14 protein-coding genes are annotated in these 15,406 nt (G+C 35.2%); 4 read left to right on the top strand and 10 right to left on the bottom strand.

The features are described from left to right. Positions 1-107: 107 nt before the first annotated feature. The 6 genes from PRVXT_RS02260 to PRVXT_RS02235 form a co-directional block, all read right to left on the bottom strand. Positions 108-1,367: a PTS sugar transporter subunit IIC gene (locus tag PRVXT_RS02260; protein ID WP_350344078.1), complete on the bottom strand. Its 1,260-nt coding sequence runs from the start codon at positions 1,365-1,367 to the stop codon at positions 108-110. Between the two features lie 32 nt (positions 1,368-1,399). Then, entirely contained in the window at positions 1,400-1,714 is a 315-nt protein-coding gene (locus PRVXT_RS02255; RefSeq protein WP_350344077.1) for a PTS sugar transporter subunit IIB, read from the bottom strand. A 47-nt stretch (positions 1,715-1,761) separates the two neighbouring features. Continuing rightward, positions 1,762-2,025, bottom strand: coding sequence for an HPr family phosphocarrier protein (locus PRVXT_RS02250; RefSeq protein WP_350344076.1), 264 nt, complete (start codon positions 2,023-2,025; stop codon positions 1,762-1,764). A 148-nt stretch (positions 2,026-2,173) separates the two neighbouring features. Next, positions 2,174-4,873 carry a sigma 54-interacting transcriptional regulator gene (locus tag PRVXT_RS02245; RefSeq protein ID WP_350344075.1) on the bottom strand — a complete coding sequence of 900 codons (2,700 nt, stop codon included), beginning with the start codon at positions 4,871-4,873 and terminating at the stop codon, positions 2,174-2,176. Between the two features lie 170 nt (positions 4,874-5,043). After that, positions 5,044-5,610: an indolepyruvate oxidoreductase subunit beta gene (locus PRVXT_RS02240; protein ID WP_350344074.1), complete on the bottom strand. Its 567-nt coding sequence runs from the start codon at positions 5,608-5,610 to the stop codon at positions 5,044-5,046. Position 5,611: 1 nt separating this feature from the next. After that, positions 5,612-7,417, bottom strand: a complete 1,806-nt coding sequence (locus PRVXT_RS02235) for a thiamine pyrophosphate-dependent enzyme (protein WP_350344073.1) — start codon at positions 7,415-7,417, stop codon at positions 5,612-5,614. Between the two features lie 147 nt (positions 7,418-7,564). Between PRVXT_RS02235 and PRVXT_RS02230 the strand changes: the two genes are divergently transcribed. Beyond that, positions 7,565-8,317, top strand: a complete 753-nt coding sequence (locus tag PRVXT_RS02230) for an NRDE family protein (RefSeq protein WP_350344072.1) — start codon at positions 7,565-7,567, stop codon at positions 8,315-8,317. Between the two features lie 102 nt (positions 8,318-8,419). Here PRVXT_RS02230 and PRVXT_RS02225 read toward each other — a convergent pair whose 3' ends face one another. From PRVXT_RS02225 to PRVXT_RS02215, 3 genes are all read right to left on the bottom strand, one after another. Next, positions 8,420-9,658 carry a Glu/Leu/Phe/Val family dehydrogenase gene (locus tag PRVXT_RS02225; RefSeq protein ID WP_350344071.1) on the bottom strand — a complete coding sequence of 413 codons (1,239 nt, stop codon included), beginning with the start codon at positions 9,656-9,658 and terminating at the stop codon, positions 8,420-8,422. 343 nt (positions 9,659-10,001) lie between these two features. Next, positions 10,002-10,883 (bottom strand): Gmad2 immunoglobulin-like domain-containing protein, encoded by an 882-nt coding sequence (locus tag PRVXT_RS02220; protein WP_350344070.1) that lies wholly within the window; start codon positions 10,881-10,883, stop codon positions 10,002-10,004. Between the two features lie 44 nt (positions 10,884-10,927). Continuing rightward, the gene (locus tag PRVXT_RS02215; protein WP_350344069.1) at positions 10,928-11,887 is read right to left on the bottom strand and encodes a polysaccharide deacetylase family protein; all 960 of its coding nucleotides are present in this window, start codon (positions 11,885-11,887) and stop codon (positions 10,928-10,930) included. Between the two features lie 175 nt (positions 11,888-12,062). On the opposite strand from PRVXT_RS02215, the gene PRVXT_RS02210 reads away from it, so the two are divergent. The 3 genes from PRVXT_RS02210 to PRVXT_RS02200 are packed head-to-tail and all read left to right on the top strand — an operon-like array spanning position 12,063 to position 14,603. Then, positions 12,063-12,767: a response regulator transcription factor gene (locus PRVXT_RS02210; RefSeq protein ID WP_350344068.1), complete on the top strand. Its 705-nt coding sequence runs from the start codon at positions 12,063-12,065 to the stop codon at positions 12,765-12,767. A 1-nt stretch (position 12,768) separates the two neighbouring features. After that, positions 12,769-14,163, top strand: coding sequence for a sensor histidine kinase (locus tag PRVXT_RS02205; RefSeq protein WP_350344067.1), 1,395 nt, complete (start codon positions 12,769-12,771; stop codon positions 14,161-14,163). Beyond that, positions 14,160-14,603, top strand: a complete 444-nt coding sequence (locus PRVXT_RS02200) for a hypothetical protein (protein ID WP_350344066.1) — start codon at positions 14,160-14,162, stop codon at positions 14,601-14,603. The genes PRVXT_RS02205 and PRVXT_RS02200 overlap by 4 nt, the downstream gene beginning before the upstream one ends. Before the next feature lie 84 nt (positions 14,604-14,687). On the opposite strand, the gene deoD is transcribed toward PRVXT_RS02200, so the two are convergent. Continuing rightward, positions 14,688-15,401, bottom strand: coding sequence for a purine-nucleoside phosphorylase (deoD, locus tag PRVXT_RS02195; RefSeq protein ID WP_350344065.1), 714 nt, complete (start codon positions 15,399-15,401; stop codon positions 14,688-14,690). Positions 15,402-15,406 lie beyond the last annotated feature (5 nt).

Raw genomic sequence — 15,406 nt, 5'->3', positions numbered from 1 at the left:
AGTTATAAAAAATCTTTATAAGGTTCAAAGATTAACCTTTTTTCATTTAGAAAAGAACCTTACTTCTCTATTTTGGGAAAATCTTTGAACCTTAATTTTCACCTTAATTACTCTAAGTTTCTTTCTTTGGCAGCTTGTTTATCAGCTATTGCTATAAATGGTATATATATCGCTATTGATAAACAAAGATTAAATAGCGCCAACAAAGCTGCTTTTATACTCCCTCCTGTGGCTAAAAATGCGCCAACCCCAGGGGGAGAAATCCATGGAATTGCAACATATGTTGCTGGAACCAATCCACTAGCCGTTGCAAGAAAAGCTGTTAATGTCAATACTGCTGGTGTTATGATAAATGGGATAAACAAAATAGGGTTTAATACTATGGGTACGCCAAAAATGATTGGCTCGTTGATTTGAAAAATACCGTTAGGAAGTCCAAGCTTAGCAACCGTTCTATATTCTTGCCTTCTTTTACTAACAATGAATATTGCAATGATTAAGCCTAATGTGGCTCCAGAACCCCCTAAGTGAACATAGGCATCAAAAAATACTCTTGTAATATTATACTCTGCTGCTAACCCAGCTTGTACTGCACTGGCATTTGCTTCAAGAGCTGGTAGATAAACAGAGTTCATTATAGGATCTAATATGCTGGCCCCATGCAAACCGAAAAACCAGAATAAATTTATCAACATAGCTAATATCATAGCGGAAAATACACCTTGCCCTAAAGCTTCAAGTGGTGCTTGAATTGTATTATAAATAAAGTCTTGAAGGCTTATAGCACCAATAGCAGCAAATATATGTCCTATAATTCCTGCTACGTAAATGGCAATGATTCCAGGAATTACAGCGGCAAATGCTCTACTAACAGCTGGTGGAACTGAGTCTGGCATTTTTATTACGATATTTCTTTTTGTCAACCTGACAAAAACCTCTGTTGTCAATATCGCAATCAGTATTCCCGTAAATAATCCTGTGGCGCTTAAGTATCCTACATCTAAATAACCCCCTGCCTCTCCTGCTGGTGGAGTTACTGCTATAAAAGCACCTACAGAAATCAAACCTGCAGCCAATCCATCAACTTTATAACCCTTGGCTAGGTTAAACCCTAAAGAAAAGACTAATAAAAGAGTCATAATAGCAAAGCTACCCCACCAAACATTGCCGTTTATACCTTTTAAAGGCTCTAATACCGGTACTATCTCAAATAAAGTAGAGTTTAACAACACCGCAAAAGAACCCGCTATTATTAACGGCATAATCCCTATAAATCCATCTCGAATTGCCACCAAATGTCGTTGCTTCCCTATTTTTGCTGCGTAAGGCATAAAATATTTTTCCATAAACTTTATAAAACTTTGCATTTTCTTCCTCCTTTAAAGCTTTTATTTATTACCTATTTGTTCACTAATTCCAAGGCTTGCTTTAAAACTCCTTCTCCATCCATGCGCCCATACATAATACTGTCAATCACAGAAACAGGCACATCCTTTCCATGCAATTTTTCTTCCATATTGCTTTTTAGGTACCGAACTTGTGGACCCAAAAGAAGTATATCAATAGAATCCAAATGTTCATCAGCCTCTGATTCCGAAACAGCTAAAATATCCACTGAAAGCTTTTCTTTTACTGCTGCACCATTCATTTTAGTTACCAACAAACTAGTTGACATTCCCGCAGCACACACTAACATAATCTTAATTTTTCCCATATAAAAACCTCCTTGTTAATTAACAGCCTAAATAACCTGCACCTCCTTTAAGCGATGCTTTCATCTTCAAGTAATGTTTTTACTGCCTGCACTGCTTTCACCTCATCCTGTCCCTCAGCTATTATGTCTAGTACCTCACCACCTTTAACACATAATCCTAAAACTGAGATTATGCTTTTACTGTTAGCACTGCTCTGACCCTTTTGCAATGTCAACTCTGAAACATATCTTTTAGCAGCACTTACTAAAACAGTGGCTGGTCTAGCATGAAGTCCCGTTTTTATCCTTACCCTGACAGTCTGCTTTTCCATCTAAAGCCCCCTAATAATTTATTTTTATATTATTGCAAAAGCCATGCCAATTTATATTTTTCAGAAATAAATCTCAAATGCAATAACCACGGCAAAAAAACAAAAAAATAGTGTGCAAAGTAAAACTGCACACTATTACACAGTATCTTTAATTTTCTGCCCACTGGCTGTTTAAAAGTAGTATTTTGCATATGTAACCAATCTCATCTTCTAGAATGTTAATATTATATTTCTTTTCTATCACTTTGAAACATTCTTTAATTATTCCCATCTCTCTATTGTACTGATTTTTATAAAGTTGCAACTCCTTAAAAACTTTACCTTTTTCCCCCTTTTTTAGCTTTTCTATAAGAAAACAAGTATGCATCATCATACCTATGGCAATTTCATCACAAACTTTTATTTCTAGCCTGCCTTCAATATTAGAAATCACCTGCATTATTTCTTCACTTAACTCAGCTCCGTCCACCTGCTTTAGATGTTTATGTAAAGAATCTCCAATTTTTATGTAATTATCATCAGTGCCCAATATTCTTTCCAAAGCATTTATTCCACTGCCATCAATTAGTTCCGCTGCAGAGATATATGGTATATCCACCATATCAATTCCAACAGTGCTAACAATAGCTAAAATTTTATACTTTTTTTTATAGCTATTTACTGAGTTTAAAAATTCTTTTCTATTTAGTATATTAAGAGGAATTACTGCAAAGTTATATTTCTTGGCTAGCTCAGTCTCGATGATATTTTGAAGGTGTTCTGCCGCACCTTCCCCGGTAAAACAGGCAGTTATAATCACTCTTTTAGCTTTTATAGTCTTTTTTCTACTGTTTTTTTGTTTGAATTTTCCAACGTCAATTAAGCTTTCATAAATTTCATTCATATCCCATCCTAAAACAGCTTTTCTGCAAGCTTCAAGAAGTAAAGGGGTGCTTACCATGTCAACAGTCCTGACGTTAACTCCAGTATCTTCGTAAATCATATCACCGTAACTTACTAAAGAGCCCATATCAACCAGCAACATTACTCCCTGACCTTGATTTAAATTAATAACCCGCTCTTTTGCCAAAAGATATATCTCCTCCGGCTTCATATTTAAAGGCATATCCAAAGCTACAGCATGATTTTCTCCTACTAACGTATTGCACACTTCTACCATGCTGCTAGCAGTTGTCCTGCCATGCATCATTACAAGAATCCCAACTTTACTCTTTTGCCCATACTCCAGATCTAACACATTTTTAATTAAAAATAACGTTATATACCCTATTTCGTCCAAAGGAGTTTGAATTTCAAATCTTTTGTCAATAATATTTACTGCTTCCAAAGCAACCATAAATTCTTCAGGATAATCGGCTCTTATCAAGTTCAGTTTGGGATGATATACCTTCAGACCTTTTTTCATTCTTTCTATAAAGTTATGTATATGGAGGGCTAAACCATAGTAAATTTTAATGTCATATGTCGTGTTAAGTCTTTTTTCAGCTAAGTTTAAAATTTGCTCAACTGACTCCAAAACTTCTAAATCTACCACCTTAGATATATCTTTCTTTTTTAAGTTTCTATCCAGATTTCCTAGGTATTTTTGAAAATGTGCTTCAATATCTATATTTATAGTTTGATTTATTTCTCCTTCCGTCAAGCCAGAGGATTTTAAGTCATCTAACCTTCTTGCTATTCCCTCATAAAAGTCCTCGTTTGCCACATTATCATCTTTAGTATGATATTGTATATCTTCTTTAAAGCTAAATCGCAAAATCTCACCTTTAACTTGCATGATTTCCTCTACTTCTGCTCTATATTCATTTAAGCGTAATAAGCCTTTTTTCACATGTTGAGGCAAGTCTGAAGTGGTGATAAGGATATGATTTTCTTTCTTTGATTTATAATGGACAAAGGCCTTTGCACAGCATAACTGGATATCACTAGCTAACTGCCCTATATTATTCGGACATTGATATAAAAGTAGCGAAATAAAGGATTGTTTATTTATATATATACTTTTTCCAATTCGTTTTGATTCTTTTTTAAAAAAATAATCTATAAGATAATATCTTTCAGCTAAACTTTTTTCTCTCAACGGCGGCAAAGTTATAATCATCGGGATTCGTCTAGTAAAAGTTTTTAACAGGTATGAGTTGGGTTCTTCTGTAGTTGCTGCTATAATTTGAACATTTACTGAGATTGTTTTTACTGTTTCTCCCAGCGGTCTAAATTGACCTTTGTCTATGTATGTAAAAAGCATTTCTTGACCCTGTGCAGAGAGCCTGTGGACTTCATCTAAAAATAAAATGCCTCCATCTGCTTTATTTAATAGACCCTCCCTGTCATTCTCTGCCCCTGTATAAGCACCTTTCTTTACACCAAAAATCTGGGATATTACTAACTGAGGATTGTCTGCATAGTCTGCACAATTAAACCTAATAAAGGGAGCTTCGGAACTTAGGACGTTACTTTCTACTGCAAAGTTATGCATTAGCTCCGCAAACATAGTTTTGCCTACACCAGTTTCACCTAGTATCAAGGTGTGTAAGCCAGTGGGAGGGTATAAAATAGCAGCTTTGGCTTTTTGTATTGGAACCTGCAAACTCTGCTGTTGAAGAAGGACCCTATCAAAACTATTTTTTTTATTGTTTTCTACACTACTCTCTTCTTTTATCGAATAGTACAAAACAGGTCTGCCGATAGATTTGCTTATTTTCTTTTCTTTATATAGTTTATTTAAATATCTACTGACATTTGCCCTATCTAAATCAATTTCCTCACCTATTTCCCTTGCGGAAATTCCTTTATTGTATCTCTCTTCAAGTTTCACAAGTGCGTGCAATACTCTATCTGCTTTTTTCATATACCACCCGTCCCTGTTTAAATTTTTCTTTATTTCTTAATATTCTACTTTGTGATTAAGAATCCTTTATAGCTAATTTTTATTTTTTAAGTAAAAGCATTTTTACCATAGCAAAGCCCCCAAACGCTAGAATTTAAATTCTAGCGTTTGGGGGCTCTAAATAAGCAATGTTACCCATTATACCCTACCCTAAATGCAGATATATTCATTTCCTTAAATTTTGGCGGAACATTTTCTAGTATTGTTTCTTCCCATATTTTTATAGGTATTTCTAGCTCCCTTGCAAGGGCACCTATCATAATAACGTTGCTAACCTGAATTTTCCCTAATTTTTTTGCTTCTTCATTAGCGTCAATTTCTATCACTTTGTATTTATCTTTCAGTGCATCAATTTCCTCCTTGGGGTATTCAGCCTTTTCTTGCTGAACTGGAGTTGAATACATGGTTTTGGGATTAACTATGATAACTCCACCATCTTTTAAGGAAGCGCTCCACCTTAGTGCTTCCAGAGGCTCGGTAGCTATTAAAACATCCCCTTGTTTTGCTGAGATGTTAGGGCTATATATTTTTTCACCAAATCTTACATTTCCCCAAACTTTTCCACCTCTTTGAGATAACCCCACTACATCATTGCTTTTTACATCATAGCCAGCTTTCATAGCTCCCTGACAAATAATATTTGTCATAAGAACTAAGCCTTGACCACCAACGCCACCAATTAAAATATTAGTCGTCAATTTACGCACCTCCTTTTGCTTCTTCGCCAGATTGCTTGATAGCATTTACTGGGCATACTTGAGCACAGATGCTACATCCGACACACATGTCTTTATCTATAAAGGATTTTTTCTTTTCTATTCCTTCGTACTCTTTCATTTTCAAAGGCGGACAATTAGTCTTTATACATGAACGACAGCCGATGCATATAGAAGGGTCGACATAGTAATGAGGGTTGTTCATCTTAAATTTAAGTGCACAAGGGCCATTAGCTACTATAATTGACAGACCTTGATGAGCTAGTTCTTCTTTAAAAATTTTCTTAGTTTCATCATAGTCGTATTGATCCAGCTCTTTTACCCTGTCAAAGCCTATGGACTGAGCTAATTCGTTTATGCTTACTTTCATATCATCTTTTTTAGTATACAATCCCGAGCTGGCATTAGGTTGACCACCAGTCATAGCCGTTGTTCGATTGTCTAAAACAACAATAGTTATGTTTTCTTTATCTCCCTGCTGATGAAGCTGATTTATTAGCCCTGGTATGCCTGAGTGGAAAAATGTTCCATCTCCGATCAATGCCACTAAAGGCTCCTGTTTTTCCTGCATTGCAAAGGCCTTACTCATGCCTTTTACAATGCCCATGCAAGCTCCCATACTTATGATACTTTGGGATTGCTCAAAAGGATGTTGCATCCCCATGGAATAACAGCCGATGTCTCCAATCACCATCTTTGTTTTTGACTTTTTCAAAATATCAAATACAGGTCTATGGGGACATCCAGAACAAAATAGCGGTGGTCTTTCTACTGTATCAGTAGTTGTTGAATCTAACTCATTTACCACATCTAAAATTCCTGCTTCTTTAAGTCCTTTTGCAATATGGCCGTAATCCAGCTCGCCGGTAAAGCTAAAATATTTCTTGCCTTCACATTCTATTCCCATAAGTTTAAGTTGCTCTTCTATAAAAGGCATCATTTCTTCTATTACAATTACTTTGTTGTAATTTGCTGTAATTTCTTTAGCCTTTTCCTCATTTATGGGGTATACAAGTCCCAGCTTCCAAACATCTACATGAGGATTTACCTCTTTTAAGATATTGTACATAAGCCCTGAAGTTATAATTAAGGTGTCAGATCCATTTTCTTCTAATTTATTTAAATTTGTATCATATGCATAGGACTTCAACCTATCTAAACGTTCTTTCATAAAAAATTGAGCCTCTTTTGATGCTGGCGGTATCATACAGTAGCTGTCATCACTATCTGCAATTGTTTCTTTCGGTGCCACTTCTTTTCTTTCACCTACATTTACAATACTTCTCCCATGACACAGTCTGCTTGTAATTCTAAGCATCATCGGTCCTTGTAATTCTTCACTAATTTCAAAGGCCTGTTTAGTATAATCCAAAGACTCTTGGCTATCTGCTGGATCTAAAACTCCCATGTTAGCAAATTTTCCAAAAAACCTATTATCTTGCTCATTTTGAGAGCTGGCTAGCCCTGGATCATCTCCGCTGACTAGCACAAACCCTCCTAAGGTTTTTGTCTGAGTAAATGTCATTAGAGGATCTGCAGCAATATTAACCCCTACATGCTTCATAACAGCCATCGACCTAACTCCAGCAAATGATCCCCCTATAGCTACCTCTAGTGCAACTTTTTCATTTGTTGAAAACTCTGAATACACCCCTTGATAGCTTGACAAGGTATCCAAGATCTCCACAGTTGGAGACCCAGGGTAGCTAGCAGCGACTTTGCCCCCGGCTTCATAAAACCCCTGAGCGATCCCTTGATTCCCTGTCAAAACTTTTTTATCCTTTGCCATAAACCAATCCTCCTCAATTAAATTATTTATTACTTAGTAATAGTATTCTTTATCGTTAATTAAATTCCTTCAATATTAGAAAAGTTTTTTTATTTTATGTTAAAATTAATTTAAAAGTTTCAAAATGAGGTGATAACAATTTGTACATTGCTTTTTGCTTATAAAATTCATCCAGATTATGACTTTATATTTTTAGGAAATAGAGATGAGTTTAAAGACCGCCCCACAAAGTTTTCTCACTTCTGGAATGAGCACCCTAGGGTTTTAGCTGGTATGGACTTGCTGAAAGGAGGAACCTGGACGGGAATAACTAAAGATGGGCGAATAGCTTTTATAACAAATTATAGAGATTTCACAATCAACAGAACCCCTTATTATTCCAGAGGATATCTGGTAAAAGATTTTTTAATAAATCTCACACCGCCCAATGAGTACCTTAAAAAAGTTAAGAGTAACGAAAAAAAATATGATTTTTTTAATTTAGTGGTGGGAACTATAGATGATTTACATTATTATTCCAATGTTGAAAACAAAATTCGCCAGTTGTCGCCAGGGATATATGGACTTAGCAACGCGCTTTTAGATACTCCTTGGCCAAAAGTGCAAAAAGCAAAGAATAAACTCTCTTTTGTAATAAGAGAAGATTTTAAAGTCCAGCATCTTTTTGACATTCTAAACGATACCGCAATTCCAACTGATGATAAATTGCCTGACACAGGTTTACCCCTTGAAAAAGAAAGAGTTCTTTCACCTATACATATCGATAGCCCTGATTATGGTACAAGAATAAAAACAGTAATTTTAGTTGATAAAAACAGGAAAGTACAATTCTATGAAAAAGCTTTGAAAAATAAACAATGGAAATTATCAAATTTTAGTTTTACAATAACTGAAACTTAAAAAAGTGGAGGTTTAGCTGGATATTAGTTTTACTTGCTGCTAAATGCCATAACCTAATAAGCCAATGTAAAAGGAGCCTAGTTCTAGGCTCCTTTACACTTCCTATAGTCCGCGTAGCTTCAATCCCTGCACCACTCTGTTTATAGCAATCATAAAAGCTGCTTCTCTCATGTCCACTGATTTTTCTTCATGCATTTGATATATGTTTTGAAAAGCATCGGCCATAATTTTTTCAAGTTTTTCATTAACTTGTTGGTCAGTCCAATAATAGTTCATCCTATTTTGCACCCATTCAAAATAAGAAACTGTAACACCGCCAGCACTGGCTAAAATATCAGGAACAACTAAAATTTTTCTTTCATTTAAAATTTTACTTGCTGCAACGGTGGTTGGTCCATTTGCCGCTTCAGCAACTATCTTAGCTTTTATCCTACAAGCGTTTTTTTCATTAATCTGATTTTCTAGAGCTGCTGGAATTAAAACATCACACTTTGTTTCCAGCAACTTTTGGTTAGTTATAACCTCGCCTTCACCATAAATTACTGATCCCTTGCTTTTTTTAATTTCTAATAACTCTTTAGGGACTAACCCCTCTTGATTGAATAACGCTCCTTTGCTGTCACTAACCCCAATGATTTTTGCGCCCGCTTCATATAAAATTTTTGCTAAATTGAATCCAGCGTTGCCAAAACCTTGAATTACTACAGTTGCTTCATCTAAGGACATGTTTAGCTTTTTTAGCGCCTCCATTGTTGTAATGACGCACCCCATAGCCGTTGCCTCGTTCCGACCAACTGATCCTCCCAGCAATAGAGGCTTCCCTGTTACTATTCCATGATCTGTGTAGCCTTTTATTTTACTATATTCATCAACCATCCAAGCCATAACCTGCTGATTTGTATAAACATCTGGTGCAGGTATATCTTTATCACTGCCTATTATCGGAGATATCCCTCTAATATATTCCCTGGTTATTTCTTCAATTTCTCTTTGAGAAAGGTTCTTGGGATTACAGTTTACTCCTCCTTTCCCTCCACCAAAAGGAACCCCAACTATAGCACATTTGATAGTCATCCACATGGATAATGCTTTAACTTCATCAACAGTAACAGAGGGATGGAACCTAACACCTCCCTTAGCAGGTCCTAAGGTGTCATCATGCTGAGATCTATACCCTGTATAAACCTCAATTCTTCCATCATCCATTCGCACAGGTATAGAAATTTCTATTACTCGTTTCGGCTGCTTCAATATCTCATAATATCCCATATCAATTCCTAGTCTTTCACAAGCTAACCTAATCTGTTTTTGGGCAGCTAAAAATACATTGTTATCTGCCAAGCCAACACCTCCCTTAAACCTTATATAGCCTATAATATGCTAAAAGGTTTTTTACGCTCTAAAATTTTCTAACATTATTTTACCATATTATAAGCTTGTATATAATATACATTTTAATTCTTCACCGCTTTGGCATACTTCCTTTATATATTGTCATAAACTTAGTATACAGTAAAAGAGACTACCTTATAGTTTTAGGTAGCCTCTTCGTTGCGTTATTAACTATTAATAAAACTTACCCCTATATTTTTCAATAGAAATCTATCTTTCTGTAAAACAAATTATAGTTTACCCCATCACAGACAAAATGTTTCACTCGCACAGGGCTTGTCTTAACAACAGTTTATTGCAATGGAATTTCTACTTTAAACATCTTTGAGCCATCTTTCATACTTCTGCTATATAGTTGCAAAGTTAGCTGTTGATCTTCCACCTCAGCTGGTATAGAAATTTCTTCTTTAAAATATCCCCAATCGCCCATTGCAGCTGTTGTAAACCCTTCATATACAGATTTACCATCTTCTGAAATTAATTCATAATTTACAGTACCTTCAAAAACACTTGCTATTCCCGTTAGATTAAAAGAATCTTTGACATTTTCATTTGGGCTAGGACTAAAAATTTTAATCCACTCGGAGCCAGCTACAATATGCCTATCCAATTCTTGAAGTCCCACTAACCTCATAAAGTATTTATCAGTATCCTCACTATCCCGTACGTAGAACGGCAATTCATTGTTTTCTAAAATGACTAAATCAAATGGATATGTGGGAGCAGTTGTAGCCCCTTCACCTGGTCCAGGTTCTGCTACATTAACCTCAATATTTAACCTTTGTTCTGCTTCTTTCACACCCTCTACTTCTATATCATACCCACCAGTAGGCTTTTTTCCTTCAGTTATCAAAAGAAACCTGTAACCTTTATACTCCTTTTCCTGCACTACTGGGATATTTTGAGAATACTTAACCCAACTAACTATCTCTTGAGGAAGGTTAGAGTAATCGGGTCTATAAAATCCTTGACTAAATTCAATCTCCTCTGTAAATTCTCCGTTATCTTCTTTTACACTTTCCTTCTGCTGTAAACTTCTCGGTCCTTCACTTGGATTAGGTTTTTCCTTTCCATTTGCCATATCATTTTCACTCATAGGCCCAAAAGCATAAACAGAAATAGCTACTAATGCTAATATAGCAGCAAACACTACAATTTTAAAATTGCTTTTCATATGCTTCCCCCCTACTTCTTCTTAGTTTACCATACCCTTTACATTTAACCAAAATTCTCAAGAGTCTTAAATGAATACCCTTCTTCTTTATAAAACTCAATAATTTCTGGCAACGCCTTAGCAGTATTTTGTTGAGCCGCACTATCATGCATTAAAACTACAGCATGATTTTGATTGTTATGAGTTTCATGTACTCTCTCTACAAGTTCTTCCTTTGAGTAGTTCTTACCTTCACCATCCCCATTTACAACGTTCCAGTCTACAAAGTTATACCCGTTTTGTTTGACTTCCTGGCGATAAAGCTCCCGTTTTTTGCCAAATGAACCTCCAGGAAAGCGTATTAAATTTGACGGTAACTTCCCTAACACATCTCTTATAATCTCATCTGTCTTCTTTAGCTCCGCTATCATATTCCCCTCATCATATAATGAAGCATAGTCATGAGAATAAGTATGATTAGCTACCAAATGCCCTTCATCATGGATTCTTTTTGTTATGTTGGGGTAATATTCCACTTGCCTTCCCAGCACAAAGAATGTACCTTTTACATCATACTCATCTAAAATATCCAAGATAGGTTCTGTTACATTTCTAGATGGGCCATCATCAAAAGTTAGGTAAACTACCTTATTATTTTTATCCCCTTGATTAGATTTTTCATCCTTATTATCAGCTTCTTTTTCCGCATCAACTTCTTCTTTCTCATCATTAACCTGTTCTTTTTTTTCATCAGTTTTGTCTTTTTCTTCTTTCCGCTCATTTAGCTCTTGGTTATCTGTGTTTTTTGTTTCATTCTTTTTCTCTTTTAGTTCTTCTTTATTCCACCCCCCCTGATGGATTTCATCAGCAACTAAAAAATAACTTCCGCTAATAAAAATTAGAAATAAAGCTATTACACCTACAAATAATATTCTACCTACTTGTTTTTTCCTTGCCCTGCTCCTTTTATTTTTATAAATTTCTTTTCGACTTTCTCTTGATTTATACCCCAAGTTTTTCCCCATTTACCTCTCCCCTTTCCCCGTTGACTAATTAAATTTTATCATCTCCTTTTATTTAAAGCTTTACATACTATTTAAAAAAGGTTAAAAAATAGTAAAGAAATCAAAGATAGATACTACGAAAGAAGTTTCTTTGTTAAAATAGTAATTATTAAGATAAAGTTAGAGGTGACTTAATTTGAATACAAATAGTGAAGTGCTAGTTGTGGAAGACGAGGCAGCCATAAGAAAGTTCATTACAGTTAATCTCGAAAGGGAAGGCTACACAGTATTTGAAGCAGAAACTGGTGAAAAAGCCTTAGATATTTTTAATAAAAAAAAGCCTGGCATTATGGTACTAGACTTAATGCTGCCAGGTATAGATGGTTATGAGGTATGCACCAAGGTGCGGGAAATATCGTCGGATATACTTATCATTATGTTAACAGCTAAAGGTCAAGATTTAGATAAAATAATGGGATTGGACCTAGGGGCTGATGATTACATGGTAAAACCGTTTAATCCCTTAGAATTAACAGCTCGTATAAGAGCTCATAGCAGAAAAACTGCCAATGGAAAAAGAAGCAGTCAACAATCTAATATTTTGACATGTGGACCTATAGCCCTTGATTTAGCCGCCAGAAAGGTTAGTTTAGAGGGGGTAAATATCGACATTACTCCTACAGAATATTCTTTGATAAAGTTATTAATAGAAAACCGTAACAATGCTATTAGCCGTGATAAAATATTAAATGGAGTATGGGGAGAAAACTTCTTTGGAGATATTAAAACTGTGGATGTGCACATAAGAAGATTAAGAGAAAAAGTAGAAAAAGACCCATCTGCTCCTGAACTCATTGAAACAGTCTGGGGTTTCGGCTATAGACTTAAAGGTGAAAGCTAATATGAACAGTATTAAAAAAAGACTGGTATTAAGTTTTCTTCTAATAATTGTGATTACCGTTTTTTCACTGGGTACTTTGCTAACTATAATCATAAGACAAAGCTACTACCAAAACATAGAGGATAATTTACAAAACCAAATAAAAGTATCTTCACAACTATATACTGAGTACTTTTCTCATAACACTTTACAGGATAATATATTAAATAACGTAGGAACTTTTTGGGAGCAAACAGAAGCTCAGGTACAAATAGTAGACTCAAACAAAAACATTTTAATGGATTCCATCGGTGTCGACCCAGAAATGTCAAAAGATATGCCCGATGTAGACAATGCTTTAGATGGCCATTACGATATGTGGATGGGAGATGTAGATTACTACCTTCAACCAGTAATGTCGGTTTCGTATCCTCTCATCTCTGAAGGTGAAATCGTCGGCGCCATTAGGCTAACCACATCTTTAGAGGTGGTTAACAGTGAAGTCGCAGCTATAAGAAATCTATTTATAATAATAGGCCTTATAGTAGTAGCTATATCCAGCTTAGTTAGTTTACTATTAGCAAATACAATTGTTAAACCCTTAGAAGCTGTGACAAGTGCTGCCCATAAAATGGCGATGGGAAATTTCAACGCTAAAAGCCCTCAAAAAACAGATGATGAAATAGGAAAGCTTTCCAACACACTCAATTTTATGGCTGAAGAAATCCAAAAAAGAGAGCAACTTAAAAATCACTTTATTTCTTCTGTTTCCCATGAATTGCGCACCCCTCTAACTTCTATTAAAGGATGGGCAATAACCTTAAAAAACGGTCATGATGATAGTAGTCTCCTTTTAGAAGGTCTTCAAACCATTGAAAACGAGAGTGATAGATTAAAGCAAATGGTAGAAGAACTTTTGGATTTCTCTAAGTTGATATCGGAGGGTATAACACTAAAACCTCAGCCTTTAGAAATAAATAATTTATTTGAAGAACTAAAACGGGAGTTTGAGCCAATTAGTAAAGAAAAAAATATTAAACTTACCATAGATACGTCAAACAGTTACCCCACTCTAATCTTGGATAAAAATAAACTTAAGCAAGTGCTGATAAACCTATTGGATAATTCCTTTAAGTTTTCACAACCCAAAAGTACAATTAAAGTAAGCACCCAACTAAAGGACAAAAAAATACACTTTAAAATAAAAGATTATGGCAGCGGAATTGCAGCAGAGGATTTGCCCCATGTAAAAGAAAGGTTTTACAAAGGCAAATCCTCCAAATCCAGTAGCGGATTAGGACTTTCCATTAGTCAAGAAATAATAACTGCTATGGATGGAGAGTTAAAAATAAAAAGCAAGCAAGGTATAGGAACCGAAATAACCATTTATATCCCCGCTTATGAGGTGAAAAAATGAAAATCAGGCTAATTATTATTTTAATATTGGCTTTCATGATGTCAGGTTGTGCCGGATTTACTCAAATTGATCAATCTAGAATCAATGCCCCGGAAAATAATGCTTCTCCTATTTATGGGCAATGGACAGTTTCTGAAGAGCTCCAACAAGAAAATACATCTGTTAACAATGTTGAGTTTACAAAAAATCAAATAAATATAGGTGATAGCAAACTTGATAATCCAACCTATCAACTTAGAAAAGTGAACGTAGATGACTATCTTTTCCGACGAGGTATATACCATCTTAGGCCTAGGTTTAGCACCCTAGAAAAAGTTGAAGTAATTACCATATTAGATGATGACCAGTTTTTTGCAGAAGCTTTCATGTTAAGTAATACTTCGTCAATGCTAATCATTCAGGATCAAACCTATATTTTAAAGAAGCAACCAAATCAATAAAATCACTTGTAAACTTAAATAGGGGCATAAAAAAAGTGTAAAAAACCAAGATACCTTTAAAAGGTTATCTTGGTTTTTTATGCCCTACTCTGCCATTTCTAAGGCAATTTTCATCATATTTGTAAAAGCATTTTGTCGTTCTTCAGAAGTTGTTTCTTCTTTTGTCGCTAAGTTATCTGACACAGTAAGTATACATGCTGCTTTTTTTCCAGTTACTTTGGCGTTATGAAATAATGCAAAAGCCTCCATTTCAACAGCAACACAACCATGCTTATCATAGATTTCTTTATATTCACCAAAGTTCTCTCTATAAAATACATCAGATGAGTGAATTCTCTCTATATGCATAGGAATATTTAATTCCTCGGCATACTTTTTAAGCTGCTCGTTTAATGCTGGGGTACCCTCGATAACATCACTATCATACCCTCCTTGCACTTTGGCAAAGCTCGACTCACTCCATGCATCTTTTGCCAATATAACATCATAAAGTTTTACATCTGGAGTATAACCACCACATGAGCCTATACGAATTATATTCTCTACACCATAAAACTTGTACAGTTCATAAGAATAAATTCCGATACTTGGCATCCCCATACCGCTAGCCATAACTGAAATTCTTTTTCCTTTATATGTACCGGTGTATCCCAAAACATTTCTAACCTTATTAAATTGTTTTACATCCTCTAAAAAAGTGTCAGCAATAAATTTTGCTCGTAATGGATCCCCCGGCATCAACACGGTTTTTGCTATTTCATCCTTGTTCTTTGATTCAATATGTGGCGTTGGTAACATTATAA

Source organism: Proteinivorax tanatarense, assembly GCF_040267685.1.
In the GTDB taxonomy this organism is placed as follows: domain Bacteria; phylum Bacillota; class Proteinivoracia; order Proteinivoracales; family Proteinivoracaceae; genus Proteinivorax; species Proteinivorax tanatarense.
This window is presented reverse-complemented; position numbering and strand designations above follow the sequence as displayed.